This is a genomic window from Pseudomonas sp. B6(2017) (assembly GCF_002112765.1).
In the GTDB taxonomy this organism is placed as follows: domain Bacteria; phylum Pseudomonadota; class Gammaproteobacteria; order Pseudomonadales; family Pseudomonadaceae; genus Aquipseudomonas; species Aquipseudomonas piscis.
Map to the genome: position 1 here is coordinate 131,853 of NZ_NEIQ01000005.1, position 17,818 is coordinate 149,670.

20 protein-coding genes are annotated in these 17,818 nt (G+C 63.3%); 6 read left to right on the forward strand and 14 right to left on the reverse strand.

Translation table 11 applies throughout. The annotated features are described in order from the left end of the window. Window positions 1–35 precede the first annotated feature (35 nt). The 3 genes from CAG11_RS10075 to xerD form a co-directional block, all read right to left on the reverse strand. The gene (locus CAG11_RS10075; protein WP_085596202.1) at window positions 36–1,340 is read right to left on the reverse strand and encodes a homoserine dehydrogenase; all 1,305 of its coding nucleotides are present in this window, start codon (window positions 1,338–1,340) and stop codon (window positions 36–38) included. A 137-nt stretch (window positions 1,341–1,477) separates the two neighbouring features. After that, a complete protein-coding gene (locus tag CAG11_RS10080) occupies window positions 1,478–2,209 on the reverse strand; it encodes a thioredoxin fold domain-containing protein (protein WP_022642502.1) in 732 nt (243 codons plus the stop codon). 147 nt (window positions 2,210–2,356) lie between these two features. Beyond that, a complete protein-coding gene (gene xerD / locus CAG11_RS10085) occupies window positions 2,357–3,253 on the reverse strand; it encodes a site-specific tyrosine recombinase XerD (protein ID WP_085596203.1) in 897 nt (298 codons plus the stop codon). Window positions 3,254–3,359: 106 nt separating this feature from the next. On the opposite strand from xerD, the gene CAG11_RS10090 reads away from it, so the two are divergent. Beyond that, a complete protein-coding gene (locus CAG11_RS10090) occupies window positions 3,360–5,162 on the forward strand; it encodes a sodium:proton antiporter (RefSeq protein ID WP_085596204.1) in 1,803 nt (600 codons plus the stop codon). A gap of 3 nt (window positions 5,163–5,165) precedes the next feature. Here CAG11_RS10090 and CAG11_RS10095 read toward each other — a convergent pair whose 3' ends face one another. From CAG11_RS10095 to ffh, 6 genes are all read right to left on the reverse strand, one after another. After that, complete coding sequence (locus CAG11_RS10095; RefSeq protein ID WP_085596205.1) at window positions 5,166–5,579, reverse strand: acyl-CoA thioesterase; 414 nt, start codon at window positions 5,577–5,579, stop codon at window positions 5,166–5,168. Window positions 5,580–5,670: 91 nt separating this feature from the next. Further along, window positions 5,671–6,021 (reverse strand): 50S ribosomal protein L19, encoded by a 351-nt coding sequence (gene rplS, locus CAG11_RS10100; RefSeq protein ID WP_053134351.1) that lies wholly within the window; start codon window positions 6,019–6,021, stop codon window positions 5,671–5,673. A gap of 45 nt (window positions 6,022–6,066) precedes the next feature. Next, window positions 6,067–6,819: a tRNA (guanosine(37)-N1)-methyltransferase TrmD gene (gene trmD, locus CAG11_RS10105; RefSeq protein WP_031320952.1), complete on the reverse strand. Its 753-nt coding sequence runs from the start codon at window positions 6,817–6,819 to the stop codon at window positions 6,067–6,069. A 2-nt stretch (window positions 6,820–6,821) separates the two neighbouring features. Then, complete coding sequence (gene rimM, locus CAG11_RS10110) at window positions 6,822–7,358, reverse strand: ribosome maturation factor RimM (protein ID WP_022642495.1); 537 nt, start codon at window positions 7,356–7,358, stop codon at window positions 6,822–6,824. 5 nt (window positions 7,359–7,363) lie between these two features. After that, window positions 7,364–7,615: a 30S ribosomal protein S16 gene (gene rpsP / locus CAG11_RS10115; RefSeq protein ID WP_003198088.1), complete on the reverse strand. Its 252-nt coding sequence runs from the start codon at window positions 7,613–7,615 to the stop codon at window positions 7,364–7,366. 250 nt (window positions 7,616–7,865) lie between these two features. Then, window positions 7,866–9,239: a signal recognition particle protein gene (gene ffh, locus CAG11_RS10120; RefSeq protein WP_085596206.1), complete on the reverse strand. Its 1,374-nt coding sequence runs from the start codon at window positions 9,237–9,239 to the stop codon at window positions 7,866–7,868. A 208-nt stretch (window positions 9,240–9,447) separates the two neighbouring features. Between ffh and CAG11_RS10125 the strand changes: the two genes are divergently transcribed. The 3 genes from CAG11_RS10125 (at window position 9,448) to CAG11_RS10135 (ending at window position 13,093) form a co-directional block, all read left to right on the forward strand. Beyond that, window positions 9,448–10,260, forward strand: a complete 813-nt coding sequence (locus CAG11_RS10125; protein WP_085596207.1) for an inner membrane protein YpjD — start codon at window positions 9,448–9,450, stop codon at window positions 10,258–10,260. 9 nt (window positions 10,261–10,269) lie between these two features. Next, window positions 10,270–11,487, forward strand: coding sequence for an HlyC/CorC family transporter (locus tag CAG11_RS10130; protein WP_085596208.1), 1,218 nt, complete (start codon window positions 10,270–10,272; stop codon window positions 11,485–11,487). Between the two features lie 289 nt (window positions 11,488–11,776). Then, complete coding sequence (locus CAG11_RS10135; protein WP_085596209.1) at window positions 11,777–13,093, forward strand: MFS transporter; 1,317 nt, start codon at window positions 11,777–11,779, stop codon at window positions 13,091–13,093. A 93-nt stretch (window positions 13,094–13,186) separates the two neighbouring features. Here CAG11_RS10135 and purT read toward each other — a convergent pair whose 3' ends face one another. The 5 genes from purT to CAG11_RS10160 form a co-directional block, all read right to left on the reverse strand. Then, window positions 13,187–14,368 carry a formate-dependent phosphoribosylglycinamide formyltransferase gene (gene purT, locus CAG11_RS10140; RefSeq protein ID WP_085596210.1) on the reverse strand — a complete coding sequence of 394 codons (1,182 nt, stop codon included), beginning with the start codon at window positions 14,366–14,368 and terminating at the stop codon, window positions 13,187–13,189. 94 nt (window positions 14,369–14,462) lie between these two features. Continuing rightward, window positions 14,463–14,930 carry a preQ0 transporter gene (locus tag CAG11_RS10145; RefSeq protein ID WP_022642489.1) on the reverse strand — a complete coding sequence of 156 codons (468 nt, stop codon included), beginning with the start codon at window positions 14,928–14,930 and terminating at the stop codon, window positions 14,463–14,465. Window positions 14,931–15,030: 100 nt separating this feature from the next. Beyond that, the gene (locus CAG11_RS10150; RefSeq protein WP_085596211.1) at window positions 15,031–15,246 is read right to left on the reverse strand and encodes a DUF1289 domain-containing protein; all 216 of its coding nucleotides are present in this window, start codon (window positions 15,244–15,246) and stop codon (window positions 15,031–15,033) included. Continuing rightward, window positions 15,243–15,767, reverse strand: a complete 525-nt coding sequence (locus tag CAG11_RS10155; RefSeq protein WP_053134561.1) for a gamma carbonic anhydrase family protein — start codon at window positions 15,765–15,767, stop codon at window positions 15,243–15,245. Before CAG11_RS10155 ends, CAG11_RS10150 begins: the two co-directional genes overlap by 4 nt. 55 nt (window positions 15,768–15,822) lie before the next feature. Further along, complete coding sequence (locus CAG11_RS10160; protein ID WP_085596212.1) at window positions 15,823–16,422, reverse strand: CoA pyrophosphatase; 600 nt, start codon at window positions 16,420–16,422, stop codon at window positions 15,823–15,825. A gap of 149 nt (window positions 16,423–16,571) precedes the next feature. Between CAG11_RS10160 and CAG11_RS10165 the strand changes: the two genes are divergently transcribed. Together CAG11_RS10165 and CAG11_RS10170 are read left to right on the forward strand one after the other, a co-directional pair. Next, a complete protein-coding gene (locus CAG11_RS10165) occupies window positions 16,572–17,123 on the forward strand; it encodes an NUDIX hydrolase (protein ID WP_022642485.1) in 552 nt (183 codons plus the stop codon). Window positions 17,124–17,171: 48 nt separating this feature from the next. After that, complete coding sequence (locus CAG11_RS10170) at window positions 17,172–17,675, forward strand: murein L,D-transpeptidase family protein (protein ID WP_022642484.1); 504 nt, start codon at window positions 17,172–17,174, stop codon at window positions 17,673–17,675. Window positions 17,676–17,818: the final 143 nt, after the last annotated feature.

A 17,818-nucleotide genomic window follows, 5' to 3' on the forward strand; every position in this document is an offset into this window, starting at 1 on the left:
GACTTGCCGCTGGCTACTTGCAGCTTGCCGCTGCATTAATTGAGATGTTCGACGCGGACACGCGCCACTGGGCCGACGACGCCCTGCAGGGCCTCCAGCGCGGTGATCGCATCGTTGATGTGCTGCTCCAGGACCCGGTGGGTCAGCAGGATCATCGGCACCAGGCCGTCCTGTTCCTCGACTTCCTTCTGCATGATCGACTCGATGTTGATCCCACGCTCGGAAAGGATGCTCGCCACCTGGGCCAGTACGCCCGGATGGTCCTTGGCCTGGATGCGCAGGTAATAGGCGCTCTCGCAGGCTTCGATCGGCAGGATCGGGTGGTCGGACAGCGAATCCGGCTGGAAGGCCAGGTGCGGCACGCGGTTCTCCGGATCGCTGGTCATGGCGCGGACCACATCCACCAGGTCGGCCACCACCGAGGAAGCGGTAGGTTCCATGCCGGCGCCGGCGCCATAGAACAGGGTCGAGCCGGCGGCATCGCCGTTGACCATGACTGCGTTCATCACGCCGTTGACGTTGGCGATCAGGCGATCGGCCGGGATCAGCGTCGGATGCACCCGCAGCTCGATGCCGGCCTCGGTGCGCCGGGCCACGCCCAGGTGCTTGATGCGATAGCCCAGGGCCTCGGCGTAGTTCACGTCGGCTGTGGTCAGCTTGGTGATGCCCTCGGTGTAGGCCTTGTCGAACTGCAGCGGAATGCCGAAGGCGATGGACGCCAGGATGGTCAGCTTGTGCGCGGCGTCGATGCCTTCCACGTCGAAGGTCGGGTCGGCCTCGGCGTAACCCAGGGCCTGGGCCTCGGCCAGCACGTCTTCGAAGGTACGACCCTTCTCGCGCATCTCCGAAAGGATGAAGTTGCCAGTGCCGTTGATGATCCCGGCCAGCCAGTTGATACGGTTGGCCGACAGGCCTTCGCGGATCGCCTTGATCACCGGGATGCCGCCAGCCACCGCCGCTTCGAAGGCGACGATCACGCCCTTCTCCTGGGCCTTGGCGAAGATCTCGTTGCCGTGTACGGCGATCAGCGCCTTGTTGGCGGTGACCACATGCTTGCCATTCTCGATGGCCTTGAGCACCAGCTCGCGGGCCACGGTGTAGCCGCCCACCAGCTCGATGACGATATCGATCTCGGGGTTGGTGGCCACGGCGAACACATCGTTGGTAATCGCAATACCGGTCGTTTGGAACTGAGGCTTTGGCGTACGGGTAGCAATCTGCGCTACTTCGATTCCACGCCCGGCACGACGGGCAATCTCCTCGGCGTTGCGCTGAAGTACGTTGAAGGTACCGCCACCGACGGTACCCAGCCCACAGATGCCTACTTTGACCGGATTCACTCTGAACTCCCCATAAAACGGCCGACTCGAAGGCCGGCCGTGGAAATCAGCCGCAAACAGCGCGGCTCTCTATTAGATGACCCAGTGGCTGCAACCGCCGGGTCATGATCGTCAAAGGCTAGCGTGACGATGCAGGATTATTTCGCACCCAGCGCCAGTTTGGCGATCTGTGGTGCAGGCTGATAGCCCGGAATTACTTGGCCGTCGGCCAGGACGATGGCTGGAGTGCCGTTGACGCCGATCGACTGGCCCAGGGCGAACTGCTTGGAAACCGGGTTGGCGCACTTGGCCGCCTTGATTTCCTTGCCGTTGACCATCTGGTCCATGGCCGCCTTCTTGTCCGCCGAGCACCAGACCGCCTGCAACTGCTCATCACCTGGCGAGCCCAGGCCCTGGCGTGGGAAGGCCACGTAGCGCACTTCGACACCAGCCTTGTTCAGCGCCGGGATCTCGGCGTGCAGCTTGTGGCAGTACGGGCAGGTGGTGTCGGTGAACACGGTGATGTGGGTCTTGGTCTCGCCGATCGCCGGGTAGACCACAGTTTCCGCGACTGGAATACCGTTGATCAACTTGGAAATCCCCAGGCGCTCGGTTTTTTCCGTGAGGTTGACCGGCTTGCCGTCCTTGAGCTGGAACAGGTAGCCCTGGACCACGAACTGGCCGTCGGCGCTGGCGTAAAGCACGCGACTGCCCTTGAGCTTGACTTCGTACAGGCCGGCCAGCGGACTGGCGCTGATGCTCTCTACCGGAACCTCGAGCTGCAAGGTCTCGAGGCTTTTGCGAATAGCTTTCTCGGCACTGTCATCGGCCATGACGAAAGTGCTGAGCAACGCCAGGGAAGCGGCGGCAATAATCTGGGTCAAGCGCATGGGAACTCCTGAAGGCGGGCAAATAGGCAAATGGGAGCGGTCGCGGTGGCGACGGCTCGCAACAGCCGTTTTGCGAACCGGCAAAGCCTAACACATCTGTTTGTCTGCACCGACTACGGGCGACGCAAAGCGCCACCGGCAGGTCGCTCAGCCTCGCGGGTGATGCTTGGCGTGCAGATCCTGCAGGCGCGCGCGGGCCACATGGGTATAGATCTGGGTAGTGGACAGGTCGCTGTGGCCCAGCAGCATCTGCACCACCCGCAGGTCGGCACCATGGTTGAGCAGGTGGGTGGCGAAGGCGTGGCGCAGGGTGTGCGGCGACAAGGCCTTGCCGATCCCGGCAACCTTGGCCTGGTGCTTGATGCGGTGCCAGAAGGTCTGCCGGGTCATCTGTTCGCCCCGCAGGCTGGGAAACAGCACATCGCTGGGGCGCCCGCCAAGCAGCTCGGCCCGGGCATCGCGCAGGTAGCGCTCGACCCAGGCGATGGCCTCCTCGCCCATGGGCACCAGGCGTTCCTTGCTGCCCTTGCCCATCACCCGCAGCACGCCCTGGCGCAGGTTGACCTGTTCCAGGGTCAGACTGACCAGCTCGGTGACCCGCAAGCCGCAGGCGTAGAGGACCTCCAGCATGGCGCGGTCACGCTGGCCGATGGCTTCGCCCAGGTCCGGCGCTGCCAAAAGCGCCTCGACATCCGCTTCCGACAGCGACTTGGGCAGCGGGCGGCCCAGTTGCGGCATGTCGACTTGCAGGGTCGGGTCCACCTCGATCAGCTTCTCGCGCAGCAAGTAGCGATAGAACCCCCGCAGCCCGGAAAGAAAACGCGCAGTGGAGCGCGGCTTGTAGGCCTGCTCCACACGCCAGGCCAAGTGATCGAGGATCGACTCGCGCCCGGCCCCAGGCAGCTCCACCCCTTGCTCCTGCAACCAGCCGTTGAACAGCGCCAGGTCGCTGCGATAAGCGCCCCGGGTGTTGTCGGAGAGGCCTTTTTCCAGCCACAAGGCGTCGAGGAAACGGTCGATGAGGGGGTGGTCGATGGCAGGCATAAAGACTCGAACGGCGCGGCTGGCGAGGCGGCGGAAAAAAATAGTGAACTGCGCGCAGGGTCGCTAGTCTTTCATAGCCAGCCATTTCAAGGAACAGGGTAATCCCATGAGTGAACAACAGATCCTGCTGGCCTTCGGTGGCATCGGTGCGGCAGCCCTGGGCTGCCAGTGGCTGGCCTGGCGCCTGAAGCTGCCGGCCATCCTGTTCTTGCTGCTCAGTGGCATTCTCGCCGGACCGGTGCTGGGCTGGCTCGACCCCCAGGAGCTGTTCGGCCCGCTGCTGATGCCCCTGGTGTCCCTGGCGGTGGCGCTGATCCTGTTCGAAGGCAGCCTGACCCTGCATCTTTCGGAGTGGCGCGAAATCGGCAGCGTGGTGCATCGCCTGGTAACCCTCGGCGCCCTGTCCACCTGGGCGGTGATCACCCTGGCCACCCACTGGCTGCTGGGCTTCGACTGGATGCTGGCGTTGCTGTTCGGCACCCTGACCCTGGTCACCGGCCCGACGGTGATCGTGCCGATGCTGCGAGTCGTGCGTCCCAAGGCTTCGATCGCCAACATCCTGCGCTGGGAAGGCATCGTCATCGACCCCATCGGCGCGCTGCTGGCGGTGGTGGTCTATAGCTTCATCATCGCCAGTGCCGAGGGCGCAGGCCTGAGCCACAGCTTGATGACCTTCGGCGGCGTGATCCTGTGCGGCAGCCTGTTCGGTATCGCCGGCGGCTGGGTCCTGGGCAGCATCATGCGCCGCCAATGGCTGCCGGAGTACCTGCATAACCTGGCGACCCTGGCCGGAGTGCTGGGTATCTTCATCGCCTCCAACCAGGTGATGCACGAGTCCGGGCTGCTGGCGGTGACCTTGATGGGCATGTGGCTGGCCAACATGAAGGGCGTGGATGTGCGCCATATCCTGCACTTCAAGGAAAACCTCAGCGTGCTGCTGATTTCCGGGCTGTTCATCCTGCTCGCCACGCGCCTGGACCTCAAGGCATTGATCGCCCTGGGCCCGCTGGTGCTGATCCTGCTGCTGGTGATCCAGTTGGTGGCCCGGCCCCTGAACGTGTTGCTGTCCACCGCCGGCTCGAGCCTGAACTGGCGCGAACGCGCCCTGCTGGCCTGGATCGCTCCGCGGGGGATTGTCGCGGCGGCGGTCTCGGCGATCTTCGCCATCCGCCTGGACCAGGCTGGCCATGAAGGTGCCCTGCTGCTGGTGCCCCTGACCTTTGCCGTGATCATCGGCACCGTGGTCCTGCAAAGCGCCACCGCCCGGCCCTTGGCCCGCCTGCTGAAAGTGGCCGAACCGGCACCCAGCGGCTTCCTGATCGTCGGCGCCAATGGCCCGGCGCGGATCATTGGCAAAGCCTTGCAGCAGCTTGGCAGCCGCGTGCTGCTGACCGACTCCAGCTGGGAGAACATCCGCGCGGCACGCATGGAAGGCCTGCCCACCTATTTCGGCAACCCGGCCTCGCAGCACGCCGACGCGCACCTGGACCTGGTGGGCCTGGGGCACCTGCTGGCGCTGTCGCCATCAGGTGAGCTGAACACCCTGGCGGCCATGCGTTTTCGCCATGACTTCGGCCACCAGCGCCTGTACGCCCTGGCCAACAGCCAGGAAAGCCGGCGCACCGACAAGCATCGCGCCAGCCATGAGCACCGCGGGCAGTTGCTGGGCAGCGAGGCCCTGACCTATACCAAGCTCGCCAGCCTGCTGGGCCAGGGCGCGGAACTCTACAGCACCAACCTGACCGAGGCGTTCAGCTGGGAGGACTACCAGGCGCTGCATGGCGAGCGTGCGACGTTGCTGTTCGCCCGCGACACCGGCGGCTGGGTCCATGTACTGACCCCGGACAGCAGCCTCAAGCCGGCGCCAGGCTGGACCTTGCTGGCGCTGGTCCAGCCACAGACGCCCTGAGCCTCAGGCCGCGAACCCGGGCAATACCGGAACCGGGCGCTTGTCGTCATCGATGGCGACGAAGCTGAACAGGCCATGGATGGCCTTTTCGCGACCGTCGCAACTCATGCTCTCGACGAATACCTGCACTTCGACCTTGAGGCTGGTATTGCCCACCTTCACCACCCGTCCGACCAGTTCGACGATCGACCCGGCGGCGATCGGATGATTGAAGTCGATACGGTCGGTGGACACCGTCACCAGCGGCAACCGGCAAAAACGAGTGGCCGCGATGAACGAGACTTCATCCATCCAGGCCAGGGCGGTGCCGCCGAACAGGGTGTTGTGATGGTTGGTGGTGGAAGGGAATACAGCCTTGGTCACGCGGGTTACCGAAAGCTCGGTACGGCGCTGGATTTCTTGCTCGCGAGGGGACATGGATCTACTGCCTGAAACACTGATGAGGAATAAATGACGGGCAACAAAAAAGCAGCCCGTAGGCTGCTTTTTTCTGCATCGGAAGCTGGACTCAGGCCAGTTTTTCCTTGATGCGAGCTGCTTTACCCGACAGGTCGCGCAGGTAGTACAGCTTGGCTTTACGCACGTCACCGCGACGCTTGACAGCCATGCTGTCGATCTGCGGGCTGTAGGTCTGGAAAGTACGCTCTACGCCAACGCCGTTGGAGATTTTACGTACGGTGAACGCGCTGTTCACACCGCGGTTGCGCTTGGCGATAACTACGCCTTCGAACGCCTGCAGACGGGAACGATCGCCTTCCTTCACTTTCACCTGAACGACTACGGTGTCGCCCGGGGCAAAGGCTGGGATCTCTTTGCTCATCTGCTCTGCTTCGAGTGCAAGGATGATTTTGTTGGTCATGCTGTGCTCCTAAGGTAAATCGTCGGATCTACCATCGATACGTTGTTAACTATCGTCCCGCTCGCGGAGATATTCCTCGAGCAGCTTCTTCTCTTCTCCAGAAAGTGAGCGACTTTCCAGAAGATCGACGCGTCGTTCGTAGGTCCTACCAAGGGACTGCTGCAAACGCCAACGCCGGATATGTGCGTGATTGCCACTTAGCAACACGTCAGGAACACGCTGATCCGCATACACCTCAGGTCGGGTGTAGTGCGGGCAATCCAGCAGACCATCCGTGAAGGAGTCTTCCTCCGCGGAGTCCACATGCCCCAAAGCTCCGGGCAGCAGCCGTGTAACCGCATCGATCAGGACCATCGCCGGCAGCTCGCCACCGGACAGTACATAGTCGCCAACCGACCACTCTTCATCTACATGAGCGTCGATGAAACGCTCGTCGATGCCTTCATAACGACCAGCAATCAGGATCAATGCATCCTCATTGGCCAACTCGCGTACCGCCGACTGTTTCAGTTGGCGGCCCTGGGGCGACAGGTAGATCACCTTCGCACCCTCCCCGGCTGCATTCCTGGCCTGAACCAGCGCATCTTCCAGGGGCTTGATCTTCATCACCATGCCCGGACCACCGCCAAACGGGCGATCGTCCACAGTGTGATGTCGATCCGTGGTGTAGTCTCGCGGATTCCAACAAGTGAGCTGCAACAGCCCTTGTTTCACCGCGCGGCTGGTTATGCCGTATTCGCTGATGGCGGAAAACATCTCGGGAAACAGAGTGATCACTTCTACGCGCAAGTTAGCCACGCTTAGAAATCCGCGTCCCAATCCACCTTCATCTCGCCCGCGACCAGGTCGATGGCCAACACGCATTGCTCGGTATAGGGCAACAAGCGTTCGCGATCATCCAGGCTGCCAGCGCAAGGCTTGACCACCATTACATCGTTCGAGCCAGTCTCGAGCAGGTGATCGATCTGCCCGAGCAATTGCCCGAGGGTGTCGATGACCTTGAGACCTTGCAGCTGGTACCAGTAGTACTCGCCGTCGGTCAGTTCAGGGAACAGGTTGCGCTGCACGCAGATCTCGTAACCGGCCAGAAGACGAGCTTCTTCACGATCATCAAGACCCTTGAGCTTGGCGACCAGGAACTTGTCGTTCCCGCGTCCACTGACCAGCTCTACCTGTTTCACGCTGCCTTCGCGCTTGAGCGTCCAGGCTTTGTATTGCAACAGGTTTTTAATCGGATCAGTAAAGGAATAGACCTTCACTTCGCCGCGAACGCCATGAACAGAATAAATTTTGCCGACGACGATCAAATCATCAGCAGGGGCTGGCGTCGCGTTCATAGGGTTCAGGCTGCGGCCTTGGCCGATTCCTTCAGCAGCTGAGCAACGCGCTCAGATGGCTGTGCACCCACGCTCAGCCAGTAGGCTACGCGCTCTTGGTTCACGGACAGGCGAACTTCTTGACCACGGGCAACCGGGTTGAAGAAGCCAACTTGTTCTTTGTGCGAACCGTCACGTGGGTTACGGCTGTCGGTTACGGTCAGGTGGTAAAACGGGCGCTTTTTGGAGCCGCCAAGGGCAAGACGGATTGTTAGCATGTGAACATCGTTCCTGTAGTCGGTGCTGCAAATCTAAATGCACAGCGGGCATGGGTGCCCGAAAGGCCGCATATTCTAAGGAATATCCGGACTTTTGCAAATGCCTTTTTCCGACGCCCGTCGGCTGTCATCCAGATTCACCATGGAGCTGCCTTGTGCGGCAGCAGGGAGGACAGGCCCCGATCGGAGACCCGTCCCGACTTCCACGTCCCCGTGGAAAAAGCGCCGGCATGGTTGCCGGCGCGGATTCTCAGATCTTCGGCATGCCGCCGGGCAGCATGCCGCCCATGCCGCGCATCATCTTGGCCATCCCACCCTTGGCGGAAAACTTCTTCATCATCTTCTGCATCTGCTTGTGCTGCTTGATCAAGCGACCGATGTCCTGCACCTGCGTACCGGAACCCATGGCGATCCGACGCTTGCGCGAGCCGCTGATCATCTCGGGATCGCGACGCTCGGCCGGGGTCATGGAGTTGATGATGGCTTCCATCTGCTTGAACTGCTTTTCCGCAGCGTTCTGGGCGTTGCCCATCTGGGACAGGTTGACCCCACCGATGTTCGGCAGCTTGTCCATCAGGCCGCCCAGGCCGCCCATGTTCTTCATCTGTTGCAGCTGGTCGCGGAAGTCTTCGAGGTCGAAGCCCTTGCCCTTCTTCAGCTTCTTGGCCAGCTTGTCGGCCTTTTCCTTGTCGAGGGTCTGCTCGGCCTGCTCGATCAGGCTGAGCACGTCGCCCATGCCCAGGATCCGCGAAGCGATACGCTCGGGATGGAAAGGGTCCAGGGCCTCGCTCTTCTCGCCCATGCCGATGAACTTGATCGGCTTGCCGGTAATGGCCCGCACCGACAGCGCGGCACCGCCACGGGCATCACCGTCGACCTTGGTCAGGATCACGCCGGTCAGCGGCAGCGCATCGCCGAAGGCCTTGGCGGTATTGGCCGCGTCCTGGCCGGTCATGGCGTCGACCACGAACAGGGTCTCCACCGGCTTGATCGCTGCGTGCAGCGCCTGGATCTCGTCCATCATCTCGCTGTCGACGTGCAGGCGACCGGCGGTGTCGACGATCACCACGTCGATGAACTTGAGTTTGGCTTCCTTTATAGCCGCTTCGGCGATGGCCACCGGCTTCTGGCTCAGGTCCGATGGGAAGAAGGTCACGCCGATATCGTTGGCCAGGGTTTCCAGCTGCTTGATCGCCGCAGGACGGTAGACGTCCGCCGACACCACCATCACGCTCTTTTTCTTGCGCTCCTTAAGGAAGCGCGCCAGCTTGCCGGCAGTGGTGGTCTTGCCCGCGCCCTGCAGGCCGGCCATCAGCACCACCGCCGGTGGCACCGCGCTGAGGTTCAGGTCTTCGTTGGCTGCGCCCATCAGGCTTTCCAGCTCGGCCTGGACGATCTTCACGAAGGCCTGGCCCGGAGTCAGGCTGCGCGACACTTCGGTGCCGACCGCACGCTCCTTCACCGAGTTGACGAAATCCTTGACCACCGGCAGGGCGACGTCGGCCTCGAGCAACGCCATGCGCACTTCGCGCAGGGTGTCTTTGATGTTGTCCTCGGTCAGCTTGGCCTTGCCGGTGACATGGCGCAGCGTCTGCGAGAGACGTTCGGTTAGGTTTTCAAACATGCTCGATCCTTTCAGGCCCAGGGTAGACCGGGGTAATGGCGGCCCAGAGCATGACAAACAAGTGCTCGATGAGCCCGCGGCGTGGGCAGGCGGCGGATTATAGCGAAGACTGTGCGTGGCGCACACCTCGCCGTCTGCTTGCCTGGTCTTTCAGGGCTGTGGGTTCTATGCCAAACTCAGCTGCTTTCGGGCTTGCCTAACAGGATTTATGCTCCCCTTGTCACCCAGCTTGCTACCCACCCTCGCCGCCGCCGTTCTTTATGCCGCTGCGACCCTCTATCAAGGTTCCAGCCTGGCCAAAGGCGCCAAGGCGAACAAGCGCCTGCTGGTCGTGCTCGGCATCCTGGCGCTGCTGGCCCATGGCGCCAGCCTGATGACCCACCTGCTGACCCCGGTCGGCCTGGGCCTGGACTTCTTCAGCGCTGCCAGCCTGATCGCCGCGGCGGTAATCGGCCTGACCCTGCTGGCCTGCTGGCGCATCCCCGTGGAAAACCTGCTGGTCCTGTTGTTTCCCATGGGCGCCCTGACCACGCTGCTGGCCCAGTTCGCCCCGACCGGCACCGTACCGATCATCGACGAAGAGCCAGGGATCCTGGCGCACATCCTGCTGTCGATCCTGGCCTACGGCATGTTCACCATCGCGGTGTTCCAGGCCTTGTTGCTGCTGGTCCAGGACCATCAACTGAAGAACAAGCACCCTTCCGGCCTGATCAGGAACTTCCCACCCCTGCAGACCATGGAAAGCCTGCTGTTCGGCTTTCTCTGGGCCGGCTGGACCCTGCTTTCGCTGTCGCTGATCTCCGGCTGGCTGTTCGTCGACAACCTGTTCGCCCAGCACCTGGTGCACAAGACCCTGCTGGCCTGCCTGGCCTGGGTGGTGTTCAGCGTGCTGCTGTGGGGCCGCAATCGCCTGGGCTGGCGTGGGCACAAGGCGATCCGCTGGACCCTGGCGGGGTTCTGCCTGCTGATGCTGGCGTATTTCGGCAGCAAGCTGGTCCGTGAATACATCCTGCACATCTGACCACCGGCCATGACCGACTCCCTGCCCACCGGCCCGATGCTCGCGGTAATCGCCCTGCTGATCGTCTGGTCGGGACTGTTCACCGCCATCGATACTGCCCAATTGCACCTGCTGGCCCTGCGCAGCAGCTCGCGCTCAGGTGACAAAGCCGCAGCCCGACTGGCCTTTCCCAAGGAAAGCCTGATCCTCTGCAACACCCTGTGCCGGGTGCTGGCAGTCATCATCAGCACCGTGCTGGCCCTGTTTTACTGGGCAGAGAACGGTCCGTGGCTGGCCTGCCTGGCCAGCACCTGCGGCCTGCTGGTGTTGGCCGAGTACCTGCCGCGAGCCGTGGCCGCGCGCTACCCGGAGGGTACCTTGAGCTTCGGCAACGGCCTGCTGGCCATCCCCATGAAGCTCGTCTACCCCCTGGCCTGGCTGCTCGATGCCATTGGCCAACTGCTGCTGCGCCCCCTCGCCAGCAAGGCCAGTGCGGTCAAGCACAGCGATGACGACCCCGCCCTGCTGGACGACGAGCCAGCTCCGGAGCAGCATGCGCTGCCTGGCATCCACGCCCTGGACAACATCACCGTCAACGACATCCTGGTGCCCCGCAGCGAAGTCGACGGCATCAACCTGGACGAGCCGATCGAGCAGATCATCGCCCAGCTACGGCTGAACCGGCGTACCCGCCTGCCGGTGTTCCACAGCGATATCAACCAGGTCGAGGCGGTGCTCAATACCCGCCAGATCCGTCACTTGCTGCCCGACGCCAGCCTGACCAAGGAAGCCCTGCTGGCAGCCTGCCACGAACCCTACTTCGTCCCGGAAAGCACCCCACTGCAATTGCAGTTGCTCAATTTCCACAAGCAGCAACGACGCCTGGGCATGGTGGTGGACGAGTACGGCGAGGTACAGGGCATCGTCACCCTGGAAGACATCCTGGAAGAAATCGTCGGCGAATTCGAAAGCGAACACAGCCTCGACAACCCGCACATCCACCCCCAGGCCGACGGTCGCTACGTGGTGGAAGGCGCGGCCTCGATCCGCGAGCTGAACAAGAGCCTGGGCTGGCACCTGCCCAGTGACGGCCCCAAGACCCTCAACGGCCTGGTCACCGAAGCCCTGGAAACCATCCCCGACAGCGCCGTGTGCCTGAAGATCGGCCGCTACCGCCTGGAAATCCTCGAAACCGAGGAGAACCGCGTCAGCCGAGTGCTCATCTGGCACACCAGCACCACTCGCTGAGACCCGCCGGCCACAAGCCCGCAAGCCGTCGTTCACGGCCCGGCAGGCAAGCTGCAAACCACTGCGACAACTCCTTGTTGGATCGTTAGCAGCCTTTCTATAATCCCCTGGCTTACCCAAGCCCCCGCAGCCTCGCGTGCTACCCGCACCCTGCGAGACCCTGCACGCAACCACCGTGTCCGTTCGACGTCGCTCCCATCCCGAGCCACGCCCGCACCAAACCCACATCCCTGGGTGCTCGACCATAACAATTCGCTCCACTGGAGCAATGACTGTCAGGGATAACCGCATGACGACCAGCACGACCTACAGCACCGGCGCCACCGACCACCCCGGCAATTCCGCCAGCCGGGTGGCCACGGCCAGCTTCATCGGCACCGCCATCGAGTTCTACGATTTCTATGTCTACGCCACCGCCGCCGCGCTGGTGATCGGCCCGGTGTTCTTCCCCCAGAGCTCCGGCACCGCCCAGATGCTCTCGGCATTCCTGACCTTCGGCATCGCGTTCCTCGCCCGCCCCCTGGGCTCGGCGCTGTTCGGCCACTTCGGCGACCGGATCGGGCGCAAGTCGACCCTGGTGGCCTCGCTGCTGCTGATGGGCATCTGCACCACCCTGATCGGCGTGTTGCCGGGCTACGACAGCATCGGCGCCTGGGCCCCGATCCTGCTGTGCCTGCTGCGCTTCGGCCAGGGCCTGGGCCTGGGAGGCGAATGGGGCGGCGCGGCCCTGCTGGCCACCGAGAACGCTCCACCAGGCAAGCGCGCCTGGTTCGGCATGTTCCCGCAACTGGGGCCGTCCATCGGCTTTCTCGCCGCCAACGGCCTGTTCCTCGGCCTGGCCATGGGCCTGGACGACCAGCAGTTCCGGGCCTGGGGCTGGCGCATTCCGTTCCTGCTCAGCGCGGCGCTGGTCATGGTCGGGCTGTATGTGCGCCTCAAGCTGCATGAAACCCCGATCTTCGCCAACGCCGTGGCCCGCCACGAACGGGTGAAGCTGCCGCTGATCGAGCTCTTCAGCCAATACTGGCTGCCGGTGCTGTTGGGCGCCGCCGCCATGGTGGTGTGCTACGCGCTGTTCTACATCTCCACGGTATTTTCCCTGAGCTACGGCGTCTCGACCCTGGGCTACAGCCGGGAAACCTTCCTTGGCCTGCTGTGCTTCGCCGTGCTGTTCATGGCTGCCGCCACGCCCCTGGCGGCCTGGGCCAGCGACCGCTTCGGACGCAAGCCGGTGCTGATCGTCGGCGGCGTCCTGGCAATCCTCTCGGGCTTCACCATGGAACCGTTGCTGACCCAGGGCTCCACCGCCGGGGTGGCGCTGTTCCTGTGCATCGAGCTGTTCTTGATGGGAGTGACCTTCGCGCCGATGGGCGCCATGCTGCCGGAGCTGTTTCCCACCCACGTGCGCTACACCGGTGCTTCGGCGGCTTATAACCTGGGAGGAATCGTCGGCGCCTCGGCAGCCCCGTTCTTCGCCCAGAAACTGGTGGCGATGGGCGGCTTGAGCTGGGTCGGGGGATATGTCTCAGGGGCGGCGATCCTGAGCCTGATCGCGGTGTTGTGCCTGAAGGAAACCCTCAGCAGCGACCTGAACCAGGTCGGCTGACGGGGCGTCATCGCGGGCAAGTCGGATCGCCGTCCGCCCGCTCCTGCAGGTTGGCGCAACCTGGCAGGAACGAGGCTTGCCCGCGATGTTCTTTTACAGCTCTACAACGACTGCCTGGGAGGCGCGGGTCGCCTTGGCGCGGGCGGCTTCGATGGACTCATCACGGGCCAGGGCCACGCCCATGCGCCGCTGGCCGTTGACTTCCGGCTTGCCGAACAGGCGCAGCGCGGTATCCGGCTCGCTCAAGGCCGCTCCCAGGTTGGCGAAGGCGGTCTGGGTGGACTTGCCCTCCACCAGGATCACCGCCGAGGCCGAAGGGCCGAACTGGCGAACCAGCGGGATCGGCAGGCCGAGGATCGCCCGCGCATGCAGGGCGAACTGCGACAGGTCCTGGGAGATCAGGGTCACCAGGCCAGTGTCATGGGGCCGTGGCGAGACTTCGCTGAACCACACCTGGTCGCCCTTGATGAACAGCTCCACACCGAACAAGCCACGCCCGCCCAGGGCCTCGGTCACCGCCTTGGCGACCCTCTCGGACTCGGCCAGGGCCTTCGGGCTCATGGCCTGGGGCTGCCAGGACTCCTGGTAATCGCCCTTCTCCTGGCGATGGCCCACGGGTGCGCAGAAGGTGGTGCCACCGGCATGGCGCACGGTCAGCAGGGTGATTTCGTAGTCGAAGTCGATGAAACCCTCGATGATCACCCGGCCCTTGCCTGCCCGGCCGCCTTCCTGGGCATAGTCCCAGGCCTTCTGCACGTCGTCGGCGCTGCGCAGCAGGCTCTGGCCCTTGCCCGAGGAGCTCATCACCGGCTTGACCACGCAGGGGAAGCCCAGGTCCTGCACAGCCTTGCTGTAGTCCTCGAAGGTATCGGCGAAGTGGTATGGCGAGGTCGGCAGGTCCAGCTCTTCGGCGGCCAGGCGCCGGATGCCTTCGCGGTTCATGGTCAGCTGGGTGGCCCGGGCGGTCGGGATCACGGTGAAGCCTTCGGCTTCCAGCTCCACCAGGGTCGCGGTGGCGATGGCCTCGATTTCCGGCACGATGAAGTGCGGTTTTTCCGCCTCGATCACCGCGCGCAGGGCTGCGCCGTCGAGCATGTTGATCACGTGGCTGCGATGGGCCACCTGCATCGCCGGGGCGTTGGCATAGCGGTCCACGGCGATCACTTCGACGCCCAGGCGTTGCAGCTCGATCACCACCTCCTTGCCCAACTCACCACAGCCACAAAGCAAGACGCGGGTCGCGGTTGGCGACAGTGGAGTTCCGATACGAGTCATCTGAAGGTCCTCAAGGAAGCGGATCATCGAAGGCCGAGCGCCAGGCTGGCGACCCGGGAAAGCGCGGCATTTTACATGAACCGTGGCCTTTGGCTCAGCCGGCGCACGCCGCTTTGCGCAAACGCCAGGCCATGGCCAGCCACACCACCGTGACCCCGGCGAACTTCGACCCCAGGGCAGTGAGTATCACCCCTGGAGTCAGCGCGTCGATCATGCCGAAGAAAATGAAGGTATCCAGGGGGATGCTCAGCGCCGAGCTGATCCACAGCCGATCGTGCAGCGGGCGCTTGGTGATGCTGAACACCAGCCAATCGATGCTCTCCGAGACCGCGAAGGCAGTGGCACTGGCCAGGGCGATAGCCGGGTCGGAGGTCAGGTAGGACAACGCCAGGGCCGCCAGCATGGCGACGATGGCGCCATGGCCGAAGCGGGTCTGCACCATGTCGCGCAGGACGAACAGCAACCCGCCCCAGGCCGACCAGATGATGTCCAGGTGCGGAGCGACGGAGAAAGCGTAGTTGGTCAGCACGACACTGCTGATATAGGCGATCAGGAAGAACATGGAGGCGAAGAGTACCTGTCGGGAAGACGTACAGATTACTTGCGCCGTGGGAATCGGGCCAGGAAAGTCCTCGATTCCCCGACAAGACAGCAGAAACGAATCAGCTGCCGCTCCCCGAGCCCGTCAGCCACAGCAGCCCACTGTCCCTGGCGCGCTCATGGCACAGGGTCAATACCGCACGGCGCTCGGCATTGTCCATGCGTCCCCAACGGGTGATCTCGTCCACCGTACGCTGGCAACCGGTGCAGATATCCCGTTCGTCCAGGGCGCAGATGCTCACGCAAGGCGAGGCCACGGGTTTCTCCGGAAGGCTCATGGCTCCTGCTCGGCCAGGTCCCGGGCATAGCGCTGGGCGTTGTGCACATAGTGAGCGGCGCTGGCCTCGAGCATCTTCTTCTGCGGTTCGGTGAGTTCACGTACCACCTTGCCCGGCGAGCCCATGACCAGCGAACCATCGGGAATCTCCTTGCCTTCGCCGATCAGCGAGTTGGCGCCGATGATGCAGTTCTTGCCGATCTTCGCGCCGTTGAGGATCACCGCGTTGATGCCGATCAGGCTGTAGTCGCCCACGGTGCAGCCATGCAGCATGGCGTTGTGGCCAATGGTCACCCCGGTGCCGATGGTCAGTGGATACCCCATGTCGGTATGCATCACGGTGCCGTCCTGGACGTTACTGTGCCTGCCGATCAGGATCAGTTCGTTGTCGCCGCGCAGCACGGCGTTGAACCACACGCTGGCGCCCTCCTCCAGCTTGACCTTGCCCACCAGCGTGGCGTTCGGGGCTACCCAGCTCTGTGGATGGGTTTGGACTCGGGCATCGCCCAGGCGGTATTTCATCTTGTTGTCCTCATGGCTCAGGCAGCCGCGGGTGAGTGCCATACGTGCGATGGCTTCAGAGGGTGGCGGAATTCTTCGGTGGGTGGCGCAGGCTGATCCCGGCGTCATACAGCAGGTTGACCAGCTCGACGATCATGATCGCCGTCAGGCCCCAGATCTTGAACTCGCCGAAACGATAGCTCGGAACGTACCAGCTGCGCCCCTGGTAATCGATGCGGTGGGTATGCTCCCTGGGGTCCTGGCGAAAGAACTCCAGGGGGACGTTGAACACCGCGGCGATCTCGGCGTCGTTGGCGCGATACTCGACGAAGTCGGGAATCACCCCGACGTAGGGCGTGACCTTCAGTCCATGCTTGGAGATCAACGGGCTCAGGGGACCAATGACTTCCACCAGCCCAGGCGGCAGGCCAATCTCTTCCTCTGCTTCGCGCAGGGCGGTGAACACCAGGTCCGGGTCCTCCGGGTCACGCCGGCCGCCAGGAAAAGCCACCTCGCCGCCATGGGTGGAAAGCCCGCTGGCGCGCAGGGTCAGCACCAGTTCCGGCTCGTCGCTGCGGGTGATGGGCACCAGCACCGCGGCCTCGGGAAAACGTCGGTCGGCCTCCAATGTACGCGGCGTGTAGTGGCTTACCCGATGAAGTAGCTCGTCCAGCATGGGGTATCTCGATCTGTTGGCTACCGTGCATCATGCACCAATCCCGGCAGCCGCCCAACCCCCGTTCCCCGGGCATGTCGCTCAAGGATAACTTGCCGACAACGGGCCGCCCGCGCCAAGATAGCCGCAGCCTTTTCCGGACAGCCCCCATGAAATTTTGCAGCCAGTGCGGCAACCCGGTGACCCAGCGCATTCCCGAAGGCGACTCGCGCCTGCGCTTTGTCTGCGATCACTGCCAGACCATCCACTACCAGAATCCGAACATCGTCGCCGGTTGCCTGGCCACCTGGGAAGGCAAGGTCCTGTTATGCCGCCGGGCCATCGAGCCACGCCTGGGCTACTGGACCTTGCCGGCGGGCTTCATGGAGAACGGCGAGACAGTGGAACAGGGGGCGATCCGCGAAACCTTCGAGGAAGCCTGCGCCCGGGTGCGCGACCTCAGCTTCTATACACTGATCGACGTCCCACACATCAGCCAGGTGCATGTGTTCTTTCGCGCAGAGCTGGCCGACCCGGATTTCGGCCCCGGCCCCGAGAGCCTGGAAGTGCGGTTGTTCAGCGAAGCCGATATCCCTTGGTCCGAGCTGGCTTTCCGCACCGTCGGCCGTACCTTAGAATGCTTCTTCGCTGACCGGCGGGCAGGTGCTTTCCAAGTACGCACCGAGTCCATACCGCCACTCGCTCAGCCTGCCATCAGTTAAACAATGATCGTGCACGGGACCCCGTGCGCGACTGGGGATATCGTGTCAATGCGCTGGTTGCTTGCCCTCTTGTGCTGTTCGTTCGTCGCCGCATCCCATGCCTCCACGGTAGAAACCCTGGGCGGCAAGGTCGTGGAAAAGGTCCTGGTGCTCAAGTCCGCCCATCAACTGCAGTTGATCAACGACGGCAAGCCCCTCAAGACCTACCGCATTTCCCTGGGCAAGAAACCCAAGGGGCCCAAGCTCATGGAAGGCGACAAGCGCACGCCCGAGGGCCTGTACTGGCTAGACTGGCGCAAGACCAGCGACCGCTACTACCTGGCCATGCACATCTCCTATCCGAATATCAGCGACTCGGCCCGCTCCCGGCGCGAGGGCGTGCCTCCCGGCGGCATGATCATGATCCACGGCACCCCGGACACCGAGGAATTCCCCGAGCAGTATTTCCATACCCTGGACTGGACCGACGGCTGCATCGCCATGCGCAACGTCGACATGCGTGAGGTCTGGGGCCTGGTCAAGGACGGCACCATGATCGAGATCCGCCCTTAATCCCCTCTCCTGCAAAAAATATTTTCTCCGCCCCGCAAAACCCGCCTGCCCATACCACTTCGCGACCCACAGCGGGTCGCGGCCTGGCTTCTGGCCCTCGCTGCCAGACCTGCCTAATACCACTTCAATCCTTTATCCTCGCC

Coding starts and splice junctions, on each gene's coding strand:
- CAG11_RS10080 (WP_022642502.1), bottom strand. CDS start 2,209: ATGCGCTTGACCCAGATTATTGCCGCCGCTTCCCTGGCGTTGCTCAGC.
- xerD (WP_085596203.1), bottom strand. CDS start 3,253: ATGCCTGCCATCGACCACCCCCTCATCGACCGTTTCCTCGACGCCTTG.
- CAG11_RS10090 (WP_085596204.1), top strand. CDS start 3,360: ATGAGTGAACAACAGATCCTGCTGGCCTTCGGTGGCATCGGTGCGGCA.
- CAG11_RS10095 (WP_085596205.1), bottom strand. CDS start 5,579: ATGTCCCCTCGCGAGCAAGAAATCCAGCGCCGTACCGAGCTTTCGGTA.
- rplS (WP_053134351.1), bottom strand. CDS start 6,021: ATGACCAACAAAATCATCCTTGCACTCGAAGCAGAGCAGATGAGCAAA.
- rimM (WP_022642495.1), bottom strand. CDS start 7,358: ATGAACGCGACGCCAGCCCCTGCTGATGATTTGATCGTCGTCGGCAAA.
- rpsP (WP_003198088.1), bottom strand. CDS start 7,615: ATGCTAACAATCCGTCTTGCCCTTGGCGGCTCCAAAAAGCGCCCGTTT.
- ffh (WP_085596206.1), bottom strand. CDS start 9,239: ATGTTTGAAAACCTAACCGAACGTCTCTCGCAGACGCTGCGCCATGTC.
- CAG11_RS10125 (WP_085596207.1), top strand. CDS start 9,448: ATGCTCCCCTTGTCACCCAGCTTGCTACCCACCCTCGCCGCCGCCGTT.
- CAG11_RS10130 (WP_085596208.1), top strand. CDS start 10,270: ATGACCGACTCCCTGCCCACCGGCCCGATGCTCGCGGTAATCGCCCTG.
- CAG11_RS10135 (WP_085596209.1), top strand. CDS start 11,777: ATGACGACCAGCACGACCTACAGCACCGGCGCCACCGACCACCCCGGC.
- purT (WP_085596210.1), bottom strand. CDS start 14,368: ATGACTCGTATCGGAACTCCACTGTCGCCAACCGCGACCCGCGTCTTG.
- CAG11_RS10145 (WP_022642489.1), bottom strand. CDS start 14,930: ATGTTCTTCCTGATCGCCTATATCAGCAGTGTCGTGCTGACCAACTAC.
- CAG11_RS10150 (WP_085596211.1), bottom strand. CDS start 15,246: ATGAGCCTTCCGGAGAAACCCGTGGCCTCGCCTTGCGTGAGCATCTGC.
- CAG11_RS10155 (WP_053134561.1), bottom strand. CDS start 15,767: ATGAAATACCGCCTGGGCGATGCCCGAGTCCAAACCCATCCACAGAGC.
- CAG11_RS10160 (WP_085596212.1), bottom strand. CDS start 16,422: ATGCTGGACGAGCTACTTCATCGGGTAAGCCACTACACGCCGCGTACA.
- CAG11_RS10165 (WP_022642485.1), top strand. CDS start 16,572: ATGAAATTTTGCAGCCAGTGCGGCAACCCGGTGACCCAGCGCATTCCC.
- CAG11_RS10170 (WP_022642484.1), top strand. CDS start 17,172: ATGCGCTGGTTGCTTGCCCTCTTGTGCTGTTCGTTCGTCGCCGCATCC.